Origin of the sequence: Nocardioides sp. Root151, from assembly GCF_001427925.1 — a bacterium.
In the GTDB taxonomy this organism is placed as follows: Bacteria; Actinomycetota; Actinomycetes; order Propionibacteriales; family Nocardioidaceae; genus Nocardioides.
In genome coordinates, this window is the sequence record NZ_LMGG01000007.1 from 93,494 (window position 1) to 108,329 (window position 14,836).

Genomic DNA, 14,836 nt, shown 5'->3' on the forward strand with positions numbered 1-14,836 from the left:
ATTGACCGACGGATGGGATCATGGGGTACGGCAAGCAATCGACGTCGTGCGTTAAACAGAGAGGCCCGTAGGGAATGGCAAGCAACAACGGCAAGCACCAGGTGGTCGTGATCGGCTCCGGGTTCGGCGGGCTGTTCGGCACCAAGGCCCTCAAGCGGTCCGACGTCGAGGTCACCATGGTCGCCAAGACCACGCACCACCTCTTCCAGCCGCTGCTCTACCAGGTCGCCACGGGCATCCTGTCCCAGGGCGAGATCGCGCCGCCGACCCGTGAGGTGCTGGCCAAGCAGGACAACGCGCAGGTCCTTCTCGGCACGGTCACCGGCATCGACCTCGAGGCGCGCACCGTCACCCACCACGTGCTGGGTCGCGAGACGGTCTCCCACTACGACTCGCTGATCGTGGCGGCGGGCGCGAGCCAGTCCTACTTCGGCAACGACCACTTCGCCGAGTTCGCCCCCGGCATGAAGAGCATCGACGACGCGCTCGAGCTGCGTGGCCGCATCTTCGGTGCCTTCGAGATGGCCGAGAACGCCGCCAGCCGCGGTGAGCCCTACGACCACCTGCTGACCTTCGTGGTCGTCGGCGCCGGCCCCACCGGTGTCGAGATGGCCGGCCAGATCGCCGAGCTGGCCCACAAGACCCTCAAGCGCGACTTCCGCAGCATCGACACCAAGCAGGCCCGCATCATCCTCGTCGACGCCGCGCCCCAGGTGCTGCCGCCGTTCGGTGCCAAGCTCGGCACCAAGGCCAAGGGCGAGCTGGAGAAGATCGGCGTCGAGGTCCAGCTCGGCGCCATGGTCACCAGCGTCGACGAGCGCGGGCTCGAGCTGAAGGACAAGGACGGCACCACCCGTCGCATCGACTCGGTCGCCAAGATCTGGGCCGCCGGTGTGCAGGCGAACCCGCTCGGCAAGACGCTGTCGGAGCAGAGCGGTGCCCCGCTCGACCGGGCCGGTCGCATCGCGGTCAACCCCGACCTGACGCTGCCGGGCCACCCCGAGGTGTTCGTGCTCGGCGACATGATCTCGCTCGACAACCTCCCCGGCGTCGCCCAGGTGGCCATCCAGGGCGCCAAGTACGCCGCCAAGGAGATCGACCACCGACTCAAGGGCAAGGCCCCGCAGGCGCCGTTCAAGTACTTCGACAAGGGCTCGATGGCGATCATCAGCAAGTTCCGCGCGGTCGCCAGCGTCGGCAAGCTGAAGCTGAACGGCGTGATCGCCTGGCTGATGTGGCTGGCCGTGCACCTGATCTACCTGACCGGCTTCAAGAACCGCATCGGTGCCCTGTTGAGCTGGGCGATCACGTTCATCGGCAACGACCGGTCCGAGCGCACGGTCACCGAGCAGCAGATCTTCGCCCGCGTGGCGCTGGAGCGGCTCGGTGGCGGCGCCAAGGACCTCGTCAGCGAGCCGGGCGAGTTCGACGCCATGCTCGAGGCGCGTCGTGCCGAGCTGGAGCAGGTGGCCGCCGAGGAAGCGCGTCTCACCGACCAGGGCAAGCGCGGCGTCCACGTCGACGCGGGCTGAGCGCTACTCGAACGTCGACGGCTTCGGCTGGTCGGTCAGCTCCCGTGCCCAGCGCGGGAGGATGAACAGGCCCTCGGCGTACACCGTGGGTCCCTCGGCGTCGGAGATGTGCGCCTCGACGTACGTCTTGATGCCCTCGACCTTCACGATGCGTCCCTCGGCGTGCAGGTCGCCCAGTGGCGTGCCGCGTCGGTAGCTCAGGGTCAGTCGCCCGGTCATGCCGGGCGCCCCGCCGGCCGCGGCCGTCTCTCCGCAGACCTGGTCGAGGATCAGGGCGCTGACGCCGCCGTGGACGAGTCCGGGTGGCCCCTCGTAGGCGGCGCCGAGGGTGAAGTCGGCCCAGGCCCGCCCCTCGCTGGAGCGCTGCATCGTCAGGGGCGGGGCGATCGCGTTGCGGAGCCCGACCACGCTGTTGCCGTGGTTGTGTGCGACGGCGTCGGGCGTGACCGCGATGCCGTACGGGCCGGCCAGCTGGCTGGTCCGCAACCGGGCGGTGAGCGCGTCGATCTCCTTGCGAACCGCGATCAGCTCGTCGTCGGGCACGGTGCTGCGGATCACCGCATCGATCAGCTCGCGGGTGCTCTGCGCCAGACCGCCAGCCGCCTCGATCTCTCGCTCGATCTCCTCGGGCGTGCGGTCGTCGGTGCGGTAGTCGAACATGGCTGCACAGTAGAGGTTGGTCTCGGCAAATATTGGTTTTGTCCCGACGGATGGCCTGTGATCTGATCCGCACCATGATCGAACTGGTCCAGCCCGAAGACCGCCACTACGCCTCCTGGTGCACCGCCGAGGACGAGTTCGGCGACACGCACCGTGACGGGTCCGGATTCTTCGGGCCGCGGCCGGCGACCGACCGGGCCTCGTTCGAGCAGATGGTCGCGGACCGCCTGGCCCAGGCCGACCCCGCGACCGTGCTGCCCGAGGACCGGGTGCACTGCACGTTCCTGTGGATTGTCGAGGGGGACGAGTTCGTCGGCTACCTCGCCATCCGGCACGCGTTGACCCCGTTCCTGCTCGAGGAGGGAGGCCACATCGGGTACTCCGTACGCCCGTCCCGACGCCGTCAGGGCCACGCGTCGCGCGCCCTGGCGCTGTCCCTGCCGATCGCCGTGTCCTTGGGCATCGACCGCGTGCTGGTCACCTGCGACGAGTCGAACGTCGGGTCGCGTCGCACCATCGAGGGCAACGGTGGCGAGTTCGAGGACGTCCGCAACGGCAAGCGCCGCTACTGGATCCCGGTCTCCTGACGCTGGAGTCGCTCGAGCACCCGGGTGAACTCGGCGGCGTCGACCAGGCTCGCGTCGACGACGTACGGCGGCATGCCGGTGCGGTGGATCAGCACCTTCCAGCCGCGACCTCCGGGTGTGCCGACGGTCTCGTACTTCGTCGTCGGACTGGCCAGGTCGAAGCGGTGATGGCTGTCCCGGGTCCGGATGTCGAGGTTGCCCCGCTCGATCATCACCGTCGACGGCGCCGACCGGCCGTGCGCCCTCCAGAGCGCCAACGTGACCACGACTGCCACTCCGGCGAGCACGAGCGTGGTCGTCGACGGGTGCTGCGAGGCCCACCAGGCCAGGGCCGCGGTGGCCACGGCTGCGAGCCCGAGCAGCGCCAGCAGGAGGGCTCTCGAGCTGCCTCGTGGTGAGAGGTCGACGTTCTCCTGGTCCGGCTTGACGGTCGGCTTGACGTTCTGCTCGACGGGCATGCTCGCCGTGGGGCTCTCCGACGGGGTCGCCACCACGGCGGGCAGCACGGCGGTCTGCACGGGCTCCGGCTCGGGTTCGGGCTCGGGTTCGGGCAGGACGGGCTCCGGCTCGGGTTCGGGTACGGGTGGGACAGATACCGGCTCGGGTTCGGGTTCGGGTGGGACCTCGGCCGCGGCCCGGACCGGCTCGGGTTGCGGGCTGTGGGACCGCCGGGTGGCCGAGGCCAGGAGTTCCTCGAGGGTCTCGAAGCGCCCGGCGCGCGCAGGCTCCGGCTCGGGCGTGGGCTCGGGTGATCCAGGCTCGGGCTCGACTGGTTCGCTGTCACCACGCAGGGCCGCGAAGACGTCGACGCGAGCCGACGGACTGAAGTCCTCGACGTCGACCACGCCGATCGGCAGGTCCGCGACGGTCGGCCGCGGGTCAACCGTGGAGTCGGAGTTCGGCTCGACGTCGTCAGACGCGGCCTCGTCGGGCTCGTCCGCCTCGGCGTGGTCCGCCTCGTCGGCGTCCTCTGCGTCCTCTGCGTCGTCCGGCTCGTCGGCGAAGATCGAGAGATGTGTGTCGGTGGATGCGTGCGGCGCCTCGCCGAGTACCTCCGCGAGGGGTGCGGTCAACGGATCCAGGGTGGCCGGCACGGAGGCCTCCACGGTCTCGCCCGAGTCGGTCTCGCCCGGCTCTTCTCGCGAAAAGGGGGCCATATCAGGCAAAACTAGTCACTCGGCGACACGTTATGCCGCACGGACGCGTATGTGAGACGCACCGACCCGTCGTGAATTGTTCCGGACGGGACAATTCACGACGGGTCAGTGCCCGGGTAGGCCCTGTGGGACTCGAACCCACAACCAACGGATTAAAAGTCCGGAGCTCTGCCAATTGAGCTAAGGGCCCTCGGGTCAGGACGTCGCGCGAGCGTTCGGCGATTCCTGTTCCGCGGTGGCACACGATATCCCGCGCCACGCGATCGTCTGCACCCCGGCGTACGACGATCGATCGCCCGCCGCCTGCGTCGTACGCCGCACCGGCACTGGCCTGAGCGCAGAGGGACCCGTTACACCGCTGTTGCGAAGAGTTCACCGGATCCGGAGAAATCGGTGTGGTTTGACGGTTTCTTTTCCGTACGTGATTGGTAGTGTCGTGTCTGCATCAGGTGCAAGTTCCAGTATGGCTGACGCCCGCGGAGTTTGTGATCCAACGGCGTTTCTTCTTCGTGGGCCTGCCTCCACGAGTCGGAGCGACGTGTCACCGCAGTTGATGCGGGGTTGTCGCAGTGATGACCTCTCGCCCCGACAAAGGAGTAACGAGCAATGGCTCAGGGCACCGTCAAGTGGTTCAACGCTGAGAAGGGCTTCGGCTTCATCGCCCAGGAGGACGGCGGCGACGACGTCTTCGTGCACTACTCGGCCATCCAGACCAACGGCTACAAGTCGCTGGACGAGAACCAGAAGGTCGAGTTCGACGTCACGCAGGGTCCCAAGGGCCCGCAGGCGGAGAACGTTCGCCCGCTCTGATCGAATCGATCGAGCACGACACGGAGCTGGTCACCTGACCTGACTTCCATCTGGAGGCCCCATCCCCCTGCGGGGGTGGGGCCTTCGGGTCATTTTTGGGTCATTTGCTGGCCACCTACGTTTCGTAGCACCCCACACAGGGCACGATGGTCCATGAGGCATGCCCAGAGTCGGGCTCGGGGGCGCTTCGGACGAGAGAGGGCTGCGCGTGCACGACCAGTTCGACGTCACGCTCGAGGACCAGGAGCTGTTGGATGAGGTTGAACTCACCACCAGCCTGATCATCGCGGCCAGCGAGTCCGACGAGTCACTGACCCAGGAGCAGATCGACCTGATCCTCGGGGTCACTCCGGTCGAGGCGGAGCCGGAGCCCTCCTCCCCGGAATCGCCTGCGCCCTCCGACTGACCTGCCGTCGTTCACCGACCCGAGCCGACTCCCGACGGAGTCGGCTCTTTTCGGCTCTTGCGATGCTTACCCTAGGGGGGTACCCTATTCTCATGAGCGAACACCAGCACGGCTACATCCACCGCAAGGATGACTACCTCAAGCGTCTCAAGAGGATCGAGGGGCAGGCCCGCGGCCTGCAGCGCATGGTCGAGGAGGAGAAATACTGCATCGACATCCTCACGCAGGTCTCCGCGATGACCAAGGCGCTCCACGCCGTCTCGATCGGTCTGCTCGAGGAGCACATGAGCCACTGCGTCGTCGACGCGGCCCGAGTCGGTGACCGGGAGGCCCAGGAGAAGATCCGCGAGGCCACCGACGCCATCTCCCGCCTCGTCCGTTCCTGACCCCGTCCCGTCGAAGGAGAGCACCGTGTCCACCACAGGCACCAGCACCAGCACCTGGACCGTCACCGGCATGACCTGCGGCCACTGCGTCGCGTCCGTCACCGAAGAGCTGCTCGAGGTCCCCGGCATCGACGCCGTCGACGTGACCCTCGAGACCGGGCAGGTCACCATCACCAGTGCCCAACCGCTCGACCGCTCGACCGTCGAGGCAGCCGTGACCGAAGCCGGCTACCAGCTGTCATGAGCACCGGAACGAGGATCGCGACCTTCGTGGTCGGCCTGGCGGTCGTCTTCGGCCTTGCGGTGTACGTCGGCCGCGCCGCCGGCCCCGACGTCACCGACGAGGTGGCGGCCGAGGAGCACGAGGGCATGGGCGGTTCGGACAGCCACGAGGGGGACGGCGAGCACGCCGGCCACGAGCCGGCGTACACGCTCGAGCTCGCGCGGCCCGAGGTCGACCCGGGTGACGACAAGAGGGTGGCCTTCACCCTCGTGGGTGCTGACGGCGAACCGCTGCGCGACTACGACGTCGTGCACGAGAAGCGCCTGCACCTGATCGTGGTGGGCACGCCGGCGTTGACCAGCTTCCAGCACGTGCACCCCACGATGTCCGCCGACGGTCGTTGGACCGCGCGCCTCGACCTGGCTCCCGGCACCTACGAGGTGTACGCCGACGCCACCACCGCCGGCGAGAACTTCGTGGCCACCGCGCCCCTGGTCGTACGCGGCCACCACCCGCGGCCTGAGTCCGTGCCCGCCGCGACCGTGCTCCAACGCACCGGCCCGTACGCCGTCGCGATGACCCGGGTCGACGACCAGGTCACCTTCACGATCTCGCGCCACGGCAAGCCGGTCACCGACATCGAGCCCTACCTCGGAGCCAACGGCCACCTGGTCGTCATCGAGGCCCGGAAGTTCGAGTACCTCCACGCGCACCCGCTCGCGGGACCGGCCGGCCCGCAGGTCTCGTTCGAGGTCGCCGACTCCTCTGGTGCGCACCGGCTGTTCCTGGAGTTCAAGCACGACGGCGCGGTCCGCCGCGTCGCGTTCACGGTCGGCGCCGTTCAGGGCGCCGGTGCCGCCGAGGACGACCACGCCGAGGAAGGAGACGGCCATGAGCACTGAGTCGACCCAGACCGAGGCCGAGATCCTCATCTCGGGGATGACCTGCGCGTCCTGCGCCAACCGCATCGAGCGCAAGCTCAACAAGGTCGCCGGGGTCGAGGCGAGCGTCAACTACGCCACTGAGAAGGCCAAGGTGACCTTCGCCGACACGATCACGCGTGACGACCTCGTGGCCACGGTGGAGGCCGCCGGCTACGGCGTGGTCTCGACCTCGCTGGATGAGGCCCCTGCCGTGTCTGAGGACGCCGCTGGGGACGCCGCCGACGCTGCGGCGCGGGCCTCCCTGCAGCGCCTGCTGATCAGCGCCGCCCTCACCATCCCGGTGATCGTGGTGGCGATGGTGCCGCGGTTCCAGTTCGAGTACTGGCAGTGGGCCTCGCTCACCCTGGCCGCGCCGGTCGTGGTCTGGGGCGGCTGGCCGTTCCACCTCGCCGCGTGGCGCAACCTGCGCCACGGCACCACGACGATGGACACGCTGGTCTCCGTCGGCACGATCGCCGCGTTCGGCTGGTCGCTCTACGCGTTGTTCCTCGGCACCGCCGGCACGCCCGGCATGGTGCACCCGTTCGACCTGCGGCCCCGCCGCGAGTCGGGCACCGGCAACATCTACCTCGAGGTCGCCGCAGGCGTGACCACGTTCCTGCTGGTCGGCCGCTGGTTCGAGGACCGTGCCAAGCGCCGTGCCGGCTCGGCGCTGCGCACACTGCTCGAGCTCGGCGCCAAGGAAGTCTCGCTGTTGCGCGACGGCGTCGAGACCCGCATCCCCGTCGCACAGCTCGCGGTCGGCGACGCGTTCGTCGTACGACCGGGGGAGCGGCTGGCCACCGACGGCGTGGTCGAGAGCGGCACGTCAGCCGTCGACGCTTCCCTGCTCACCGGTGAGTCGGTGCCGGTCGAGGTCGGGCCGGGTGACGCGGTCACCGGGGCCACCGTCAACGCCGGCGGCCGGCTCGTCGTGCGCGCCACGAGGGTCGGCGCCGACACCCAGCTGGCCCGCATGGCGACCCTCGTCGAGGACGCCCAGAACGGCAAGGCGCCCGTGCAGCGACTGGCCGACCGGGTCTCCGGGATCTTCGTGCCCATCGTGATCGCCATCGCCGCGGCCACCCTCGGCTTCTGGATCGGCGCCGACGCGCCCCTGTCGTTCGCACTGACCTCCGCGGTCGCCGTACTCATCATCGCCTGCCCGTGTGCACTGGGCCTGGCCACGCCGACCGCCCTGATGGTCGGCACCGGCCGAGGCGCCCAGCTCGGCATCCTGATCCGCGGCCCCGAGGTGCTCGAGTCGACCCGTCGCGTCGACACCGTCGTGCTCGACAAGACCGGCACCGTCACCCACGGGCGCATGTCGCTGGTGTCGGTCGTGGCCGCCCCCGGTGAGTCCCAGGACACCGTGTTGCGGCTCGCCGCCGCCGTCGAGGACGGCTCCGAGCACCCGGTCGGCCGCGCGATCGTCGCCGGGTACGACGGCGTGCTCCCCGCCGTCGACGGGTTCGCCAACCAGCCCGGCATCGGCGTCTCCGGCACCGTGGACGGCCGCGCCGTCTCGGTGGGGCGCAAGGTTTCGGTCGACGGCGCACTCGCGACGGCCCTCGACGAGGCCGAGTCCAAGGGACACACCGCGGTGGTCGTCACCGTCGACGACCGGGTCCGCGGTGTCGTGGTCGTGGCCGACACCGTGCGGTCGACGTCCGCGGACGCCGTACGCCGCTTCCGTGAGCTCGGGCTGGAGCCGGTCCTGCTCACCGGCGACAACGCGCGGTCGGCCTCCGCCGTCGCGGCCCAGGTCGGCATCGACCGAGTCGTCGCCGAGGTGATGCCCGCCGACAAGGTGGCCGAGGTGCGCCGCCTGCAGGACGAGGGCCGGGTCGTGGCGATGGTCGGCGACGGCGTGAACGACGCCGCCGCGCTGGCCCGGGCCGACCTCGGCATCGCGATGGGCTCCGGCTCGGACGTCGCGATCGAGGCCAGCGACCTGACCCTGGTCCGGGAGGACCTGGGTCTCGCTGCGGACGCGATCGGCCTCTCCCGCCGTACGCTCCGGACCATCAAGGGGAACCTCTTCTGGGCGTTCGGCTACAACGTAGCGGGCCTCCCGCTGGCCGCTGCGGGGCTGCTCAACCCCATGCTCGCGGGGGCCGCGATGGCCTTCAGCTCCGTGTTTGTCGTCACGAACAGCCTCCGTCTGCGGGGGTTCACGCCGGGCCGCTGAAGGGTCAAGTTGCGCGACGCGCCGACGTTGGCCCTAGCATGTTCAGCGTTCAGGTCCTCCTCATCAGGAGTTTTCCGTGGCTTTCCGCTTTCGTCCGGTCGATTCTTCCTTCTACGACCTCTTCTCCGAACAAGCCCAGCACCTCGTCGGGGGTGCCGCGCTCCTCGCCGAGATGCTCGGTGCCGACAGCAACCGCGAAGAGGTTGCCGAGCGCATGCGTGCCGCCGAGCACGCGTGCGACGAGACCACCCACGCCATCGTGCGGCGGGTGAACAGCACCTTCGTGACGCCGTTCGACCGCGAGGACATCTACTCGCTGGCCTCCGGGCTCGACGACGTGATGGACGAGATGGACGAGGCCGTCGACCTCATCCTGCTCTACGAGGTGGAGCACCTGCCCTCCGAGCTGTCCAAGCAGGTCGAGGTGCTCCAGCGCTGCGCCGAGCTCACCGCCGACGCGATGCCGCGTCTCCAGGCGATGAAGGACCTCGACGAGTACTGGATCGAGATCAACCGCCTCGAGAACGCCGGCGACAAGAACTACCGCCGTACCCTCGCGAGCCTCTTCAGCGGCAAGTACGAAGCCCTCGAGGTGATCAAGCTGAAGGACATCGTGGAGTCGCTCGAACAGGCGATCGACGCCTTCGAGACGGTGGCCAACATCGTGGAGCAGATCGCGGTCAAGGAGTCCTGACCGGATGGAACTCGCGATTGTCATCGCGGTGGTCGTCGTCGCCCTCGCGTTCGACTACACCAATGGCTTCCACGACGCGGCGAACGCGATCGCCACGTCGGTCTCGACCCGTGCGCTGACCCCACGCGTCGCCCTGATCCTCGCCGCGGTGATGAACTTCGTCGGCGCACTGCTCGGCCAGGAGGTCGCGCACACGGTCAGCGATGTGATCGACACCAGTGGGTTCGACGTCGAACACGGGCTGGTCATCGTGATGGCCGGCCTGCTCGGTGCGATCGTGTGGAACCTCGTCACGTGGTACTTCGGGCTGCCCTCGTCCTCCTCCCACGCCCTGATCGGCGGCCTCGTCGGCGCCGCGCTCGTGGGCGGCGCCACGGTCTCGTGGAAGACGATCATCGACAAGGTGCTCATACCGATGGTGCTCTCGCCGCTGTTCGGCTTCGTCGCCGCGTTCCTGGTGATGCTGCTGATCATGTGGCTCTTCCGTCGCGCCAACCCCCACAAGGTCAACCGCGGCTTCCGCCTGATGCAGACCGTCTCGGCGGCCGGCCTGGCCCTGGGCCACGGCCTCCAGGACGCGCAGAAGACGATGGGCGTGATCTTCCTGGCCCTGGTCACCAGCGGTCACGCCGCGGCCGGTGACGAGCTGCCGCTCTGGGTGGTCATCGCGGCCGCCGGTGCGATCTCGGCCGGCACCTACTCCGGTGGCTGGCGCATCATGCGCACCCTCGGCCGCCGGATCATCCACCTCGACCCGCCGCGCGGCTTCTCCGCCGAGATGGTCGGTGCGGGTGTGCTCTACACGACCGCGTTCGCGTTCCACGCGCCGATCTCGACGACCCACACGATCACCTCCGCGATCATGGGCGCCGGCGCCACCAAGCGCTTCTCGGCCGTGCGCTGGGGCGTGGCAAAGTCGATCGTGACGGCCTGGGTGCTCACCTTCCCGATGGCCGGCCTCGCCGCCGTGATCTGCTACTACCTGCTCCACTTCCCCCTCGAGATCTTCATCGGCTGACCTGCTTTCCCCTTCTCGATACTCCCTGACGTTTCGGCCCCAACTTCGGGATACTCCCTGACGTTTCGGCCCTCGACCACGGTTGTTCTCGCAGTGCGGTCGGCGTACCTGTGGATGACGCGAGCGAGAGATTGCCGGTTCGGTGCACCATCCGTGCATGCGCGAACAGGAAGCACATCCCTCGATCGGTGCGCGGGGAGGGCCGCCGTACGCCGTCTCCCACGGTGGTGATCTGACGTGTCCCTGGCCGGCTGCTCACCGGGATGGCCTGGTCCTCCCGGTCCGAGTAGGGCGGCCGGGTGGGCCTTCGGCGAAGGCAGCGCGTGGTCCGGGCTGGCGTCGCTCATCGCGTGGCTTCTACGTGCCTGCGTACGTCGACGGGGATCGGGCCGAGCAGCGCATCGTGGAAGCGAGCGTGGTCATGCCGCTCGGGGCGGGCATCACCGGGTGGGCGAGTCTGCGCTGGTATGGCGCGGTGTGGTTCGACGGGTACGCGCCTGACGGTGCGACCCAGCTGCCCATCCGGATATTGACTGGTGACCGCAACATCCGGAGCCAGCCAGGATTCGTGGTGGTCGAGGAGCGGCTCTTGCCGACAGATCTCACGGTCGTCGACGGTGTGGTCACGACCGATCCGGTGCGGTCCCTGACGCACGAGATGCGATATGCGACCAGCATGCGGGAAGCGTCCGTGGCGTTCAGTATGGCGGCGTACTCCGACCTGGTCACGGCACACGAGATCTGCGCGCATGGGCTCGAGCATCCGGGATGGACGGGGGCGCCCCAGCTGCGCGAGGCCAGCGCGTTCCTGGAAGAAAACTCGTGGTCGCCCTGGGAGCAGCGGACAAGCCTGGTCTGGCAGATCGACGCGGAGCTTCCGAAGCCGATGGCCAATCGACCCATCTTCGACAGGTACGGCAATCACCTCGGCACGCCCGACCTGCTGGACGAGGTCGCCGGAGTGGTCATGGAGTACGACGGGGGCGTCCATCTGGCACCGGGCAGAGAGGTCATCGACGCTACCCGGCTTGAGCGATTTCGCAACGTGGGGCTCGAATGCTTGACGGTGCGTCGCGGTGAGACCACTTTTCGCGAGTCGTTGGCCGGTCGGATGCGGGCGACGCGAGAACGGGCGCAGTTCGCGGCGCCGTCCCGTCGGCACTGGACGACTGAGCTGCCGAGGTGGTGGATCCCGACCTTCACGGTCGAAGAGCGACGGAACCTTGGCGAGTCCGAGCGCGTTGCCCTGTTGCGTCTCCGGCGCAAGATCTCGTGAGACAAGCGTTCAGGGAAGGGCCGAAACGTCAGGGAGTATCCCCTCGGAAGGGCCGAAACGTCAGGGAGTATCGCGACGGAAGGGCCGAAACGTCAGGGATTATCCGAAGCGGCCGGAGATGTAGGCCTCGGTGGCGGACTCGTCGGGGTTGGAGAACACCTTGGTGGTGGGGTTGAACTCCACCAGGTGACCGGGCTCGCCGACCGCCTTCAGGTTGAAGAAGCCGGTGTCGTCGGAGACGCGGGCGGCCTGCTGCATGTTGTGGGTGACGATCACGATCGTGTAGTCGGACTTGAGCTCGTGGATCAGGTCCTCCACGGCCGCGGTCGAGATCGGGTCGAGGGCCGAGCACGGCTCGTCCATCAGCAGCACCTCGGGCTCGACGGCGATCGCGCGGGCGATGCACAGGCGCTGCTGCTGGCCGCCGGAGAGGCCCATGCCGGGCTTGGCGAGGCGGTCCTTCACCTCGTTCCAGAGGTTCGCGCCACGCAGCGACTTCTCGACGATCGTGTCGGCCTCGGGCTTCTTCAGCTTGCGGGCGTTGAGCCGGTTGCCGGCGAGGACGTTCTCGTAGATCGACATCGTCGGGAACGGGTTCGGCCGCTGGAAGACCATGCCGATCTGCCGGCGTACGGCGACCGGGTCGACCCCGGCGCCGTACAAGGACTGGCCGTCGACGACGACCTTGCCCTCGACCCGGGCGCCCGGGATCACCTCGTGCATGCGGTTCAGCGACCGCAGCACGGTGGACTTGCCACAACCGGACGGTCCGATGAACGCGGTCACCGACCGTGCCTTGATGTGGACGTTGACGCCTTGTACGGCGAGGAAGTCGCCGTAGTAGATGTCGAGGTCCTTGACGTCGATGCTCTTGGCCATGGTGTGCAGATTCCTTACGTTCAGCGCCCGGTCTTGGGGGCGAAGATGTTGCCGATGATGCGGGCAATGAGGTTGAGCGCCATCACGATGATGATCAGGACCAGGGCGGCGCCCCAGACCCGGTCGGTCCAGATGTCGCCGTACTTGGCGTCGGTGGTGCCGTTCAGCGAGCTGTAGATGTAGACGGGCAGGGTCTGGACCGCACCACTGAACGGGTTCCAGTTCGCCTCGGGGAACGTGCCGCAGATCAGCAGCAGCGGCGCGGTCTCACCGGCCACGCGGGCGATGGCCAGGGTGATGCCGGTGACGATGCCGGCCACCGCGGTGGGCAGCACGACCTTGACGATGGTGCGCCACTTCGGCACACCCAGGGCGTACGACGCCTCGCGCAGGTCGTCGGGCACCAGCTTCAGCATCTCCTCGACGGAGCGGACCACGGTCGGGATCATCAGGAGCGACAGGGCGACACCGCCACCGAGCCCGAGGCGGGGCAGCGGGTCGCCGGTCAGCACGATGAACAGCGACAGGGCGAACAGGCCCGCCACGATCGAGGGGATGCCGGTCATCACGTCGACCAGGAAGGTGATCACCTTCGCCAGGCGGGAGCCCGCGCTGTACTCGACCAGGTAGATCGCGGTGAACAGGCCAACCGGGATCGCGATGATCGCGGCTATCGCGGTGACCATGATCGTGCCCATGATCGCGTGGTAGATGCCACCGCCCTGGCCGAGCGAGGCGAAGCCCGTCATGTCGCTCTGCAGGAAGCTCGGCGTGAGCACCGGGCCGCCCTTCACGATCACCGTGTAGAGCAGGCTGAGCAGCGGCATCATGGCGACCGCGAAGGTCGACCAGACCAGGGCGTTGACCAGGCGGTCGGTGGCCTTGCGGCGTCCCTCGACGGCCGTGGACCAGGCGGTCAGGCTGACCAGGAACACCAGCCAGGCCAGCAGCACCATGACGGCGAATCCGGAGCCGAGCAACATTCCGGCGACGCCACCGATGGCGACCGCGAAGACCACGGTCAGCAGCGTCGCAGCGCGCGGCAGCTGGCCGGCCCGGATGGCCATCTCCTGCGGTGCGGCGATTTCGGTGTGGGTCATGACCTCACCCCTTGTTCTGGCCGCGGGTGGCGATCCAGCGGCCCGCGAAGTTGACGACGAAAGTGAGGAGGAACAGGGCGAGGCCGGCGAAGATCATCGTGTTGATCTTGTCGCCCGAGGCGTTCGCGTAGTTGTTGGCGATGAAGGCGGCGATGGTGTTCGGGTTCTCCGCCGAGATGATGCTCAGCGTGAGGTAGCCGGTGCCGGTCGCGGAGAGCACCATGGCCACCGCCATCGTCTCGCCGAGGGCACGGCCCAGGCCGAGCAGGATCGCGGCGACCATGCCGGAGCGGGCGTAGGGGAAGACCGCGAGGCGGATCATCTCCCACCGCGTGGCGCCGAGGGCCAGTGCGGCCTCCTCGTGGGCCCGCGGGGTCTGGGCGAAGATCTCACGCAGCAGGGCGGTCACGATCGGCAGCGCCATCAGCGCCAGCACGATCGACGCGGTCAGCAGCGAACGCGAGTTCACCGAGCCGTCGAAGAGCGGGATCCAGCTGAAGTGCTCGTTGAGCCACTTGTACGCCGGGAGCAGCTTGGGGGCGAGCACCTCGAGCCCCCAGAGGCCGAAGACGACCGAGGGTACGGCGGCCAGCAGGTCGACCAGGTAGCCGACCGGCTTGGCCAGCGCCTTGGGTGCGTAGTGCGAGATGACCAGCGCCAGGCCGACGGCCAACGGGGTCACGATCACGATCGCGATCAACGACGCGTAGATCGTGCCGTAGAGCAGCATCCCGACGAACTTCCAGATGTCGGGTTCGCCGTACGTCGCCTCACCGGAGGCGTCGAGGGCGGGCAGGCCCTGGATGAGCAGGAAGGTGCCCACCCCGGCCAGGAAGAGGATCACGATGAGACCGGAGACCAGCGAGACCTTGCTGAACAGCAGGTCGCCGAGGCGGGTCGGCGGTTTCGCCTCTACCGGCGGGGCCTCGGGGGCCTCGGGGCCCGGGTCGACCATGGTGCTCACTGAACCTCCAAGAACTGCAGGACGGGGGGT

General features: G+C 68.5%; 16 protein-coding genes and 1 tRNA gene. 11 read left to right on the top strand and 6 right to left on the bottom strand.

What is annotated here, in order from left to right:
- Positions 1–74 precede the first annotated feature (74 nt).
- On the top strand, positions 75–1,532 hold the full coding sequence (locus ASD66_RS18010; protein WP_056682800.1) for an NAD(P)/FAD-dependent oxidoreductase: 1,458 nt from the start codon (positions 75–77) through the stop codon (positions 1,530–1,532).
- Positions 1,533–1,535: 3 nt separating this feature from the next.
- Here the strand turns inward: ASD66_RS18010 and ASD66_RS18015 are convergent, their stop codons facing one another.
- Positions 1,536–2,192 (bottom strand): PaaI family thioesterase, encoded by a 657-nt coding sequence (locus ASD66_RS18015; RefSeq protein WP_056682798.1) that lies wholly within the window; start codon positions 2,190–2,192, stop codon positions 1,536–1,538.
- Positions 2,193–2,266: 74 nt separating this feature from the next.
- On the opposite strand from ASD66_RS18015, the gene ASD66_RS18020 reads away from it, so the two are divergent.
- A complete protein-coding gene (locus ASD66_RS18020) occupies positions 2,267–2,779 on the top strand; it encodes a GNAT family N-acetyltransferase (RefSeq protein WP_056685050.1) in 513 nt (170 codons plus the stop codon).
- Here ASD66_RS18020 and ASD66_RS25045 read toward each other — a convergent pair.
- Positions 2,758–3,936: a hypothetical protein gene (locus ASD66_RS25045; RefSeq protein ID WP_056891808.1), complete on the bottom strand. Its 1,179-nt coding sequence runs from the start codon at positions 3,934–3,936 to the stop codon at positions 2,758–2,760. The genes ASD66_RS18020 and ASD66_RS25045 overlap by 22 nt on opposite strands.
- A gap of 117 nt (positions 3,937–4,053) precedes the next feature.
- Positions 4,054–4,126: transfer RNA gene (locus tag ASD66_RS18030), tRNA-Lys, on the bottom strand.
- Positions 4,127–4,542: 416 nt separating this feature from the next.
- On the opposite strand from ASD66_RS18030, the gene ASD66_RS18035 reads away from it, so the two are divergent.
- The 9 genes from ASD66_RS18035 (at position 4,543) to ASD66_RS18075 (ending at position 11,863) form a co-directional block, all read left to right on the top strand.
- The gene (locus ASD66_RS18035) at positions 4,543–4,746 is read left to right on the top strand and encodes a cold-shock protein (RefSeq protein ID WP_045548871.1); all 204 of its coding nucleotides are present in this window, start codon (positions 4,543–4,545) and stop codon (positions 4,744–4,746) included.
- 208 nt (positions 4,747–4,954) lie between these two features.
- Entirely contained in the window at positions 4,955–5,152 is a 198-nt protein-coding gene (locus ASD66_RS18040) for a hypothetical protein (protein ID WP_056685047.1), read from the top strand.
- A 92-nt stretch (positions 5,153–5,244) separates the two neighbouring features.
- Positions 5,245–5,538, top strand: a complete 294-nt coding sequence (locus tag ASD66_RS18045; protein ID WP_056682793.1) for a metal-sensitive transcriptional regulator — start codon at positions 5,245–5,247, stop codon at positions 5,536–5,538.
- A gap of 25 nt (positions 5,539–5,563) precedes the next feature.
- Positions 5,564–5,782, top strand: a complete 219-nt coding sequence (locus tag ASD66_RS18050) for a heavy-metal-associated domain-containing protein (protein ID WP_268788295.1) — start codon at positions 5,564–5,566, stop codon at positions 5,780–5,782.
- Positions 5,779–6,663: a hypothetical protein gene (locus tag ASD66_RS18055; RefSeq protein ID WP_056682790.1), complete on the top strand. Its 885-nt coding sequence runs from the start codon at positions 5,779–5,781 to the stop codon at positions 6,661–6,663. Before ASD66_RS18050 ends, ASD66_RS18055 begins: the two co-directional genes overlap by 4 nt.
- Entirely contained in the window at positions 6,653–8,875 is a 2,223-nt protein-coding gene (locus ASD66_RS18060) for a heavy metal translocating P-type ATPase (protein WP_056891809.1), read from the top strand. The genes ASD66_RS18055 and ASD66_RS18060 overlap by 11 nt, the downstream gene beginning before the upstream one ends.
- A gap of 76 nt (positions 8,876–8,951) precedes the next feature.
- Positions 8,952–9,569 (top strand): DUF47 domain-containing protein, encoded by a 618-nt coding sequence (locus tag ASD66_RS18065; protein ID WP_056682784.1) that lies wholly within the window; start codon positions 8,952–8,954, stop codon positions 9,567–9,569.
- A 4-nt stretch (positions 9,570–9,573) separates the two neighbouring features.
- On the top strand, positions 9,574–10,587 hold the full coding sequence (locus tag ASD66_RS18070; protein WP_056682781.1) for an inorganic phosphate transporter: 1,014 nt from the start codon (positions 9,574–9,576) through the stop codon (positions 10,585–10,587).
- A 361-nt stretch (positions 10,588–10,948) separates the two neighbouring features.
- Positions 10,949–11,863, top strand: a complete 915-nt coding sequence (locus tag ASD66_RS18075; RefSeq protein ID WP_056682778.1) for a hypothetical protein — start codon at positions 10,949–10,951, stop codon at positions 11,861–11,863.
- Between the two features lie 99 nt (positions 11,864–11,962).
- Here the strand turns inward: ASD66_RS18075 and pstB are convergent, their stop codons facing one another.
- The 3 genes from pstB to pstC are packed head-to-tail and all read right to left on the bottom strand — an operon-like array spanning position 11,963 to position 14,797.
- Positions 11,963–12,742 (bottom strand): phosphate ABC transporter ATP-binding protein PstB, encoded by a 780-nt coding sequence (pstB, locus tag ASD66_RS18080; protein ID WP_056682775.1) that lies wholly within the window; start codon positions 12,740–12,742, stop codon positions 11,963–11,965.
- Positions 12,743–12,762: 20 nt separating this feature from the next.
- Complete coding sequence (pstA, locus tag ASD66_RS18085) at positions 12,763–13,842, bottom strand: phosphate ABC transporter permease PstA (RefSeq protein WP_056682772.1); 1,080 nt, start codon at positions 13,840–13,842, stop codon at positions 12,763–12,765.
- 4 nt (positions 13,843–13,846) lie between these two features.
- Positions 13,847–14,797 carry a phosphate ABC transporter permease subunit PstC gene (gene pstC, locus ASD66_RS18090; protein WP_056685040.1) on the bottom strand — a complete coding sequence of 317 codons (951 nt, stop codon included), beginning with the start codon at positions 14,795–14,797 and terminating at the stop codon, positions 13,847–13,849.
- Between the last annotated feature and the right edge of the window lie 39 nt (positions 14,798–14,836).

Excerpts from the sequence above, each read along its gene's own strand:
- ASD66_RS18045 (WP_056682793.1), top strand. The coding sequence starts at position 5,245 with ATGAGCGAACACCAGCACGGCTACATCCACCGCAAGGATGACTACCTC.
- ASD66_RS18055 (WP_056682790.1), top strand. The coding sequence starts at position 5,779 with ATGAGCACCGGAACGAGGATCGCGACCTTCGTGGTCGGCCTGGCGGTC.
- ASD66_RS18035 (WP_045548871.1), top strand. The coding sequence starts at position 4,543 with ATGGCTCAGGGCACCGTCAAGTGGTTCAACGCTGAGAAGGGCTTCGGC.
- ASD66_RS18015 (WP_056682798.1), bottom strand. The coding sequence starts at position 2,192 with ATGTTCGACTACCGCACCGACGACCGCACGCCCGAGGAGATCGAGCGA.
- ASD66_RS18010 (WP_056682800.1), top strand. The coding sequence starts at position 75 with ATGGCAAGCAACAACGGCAAGCACCAGGTGGTCGTGATCGGCTCCGGG.
- pstC (WP_056685040.1), bottom strand. The coding sequence starts at position 14,797 with ATGGTCGACCCGGGCCCCGAGGCCCCCGAGGCCCCGCCGGTAGAGGCG.
- ASD66_RS18060 (WP_056891809.1), top strand. The coding sequence starts at position 6,653 with ATGAGCACTGAGTCGACCCAGACCGAGGCCGAGATCCTCATCTCGGGG.
- pstB (WP_056682775.1), bottom strand. The coding sequence starts at position 12,742 with ATGGCCAAGAGCATCGACGTCAAGGACCTCGACATCTACTACGGCGAC.
- ASD66_RS18020 (WP_056685050.1), top strand. The coding sequence starts at position 2,267 with ATGATCGAACTGGTCCAGCCCGAAGACCGCCACTACGCCTCCTGGTGC.
- ASD66_RS18070 (WP_056682781.1), top strand. The coding sequence starts at position 9,574 with ATGGAACTCGCGATTGTCATCGCGGTGGTCGTCGTCGCCCTCGCGTTC.
- pstA (WP_056682772.1), bottom strand. The coding sequence starts at position 13,842 with ATGACCCACACCGAAATCGCCGCACCGCAGGAGATGGCCATCCGGGCC.
- ASD66_RS25045 (WP_056891808.1), bottom strand. The coding sequence starts at position 3,936 with ATGGCCCCCTTTTCGCGAGAAGAGCCGGGCGAGACCGACTCGGGCGAG.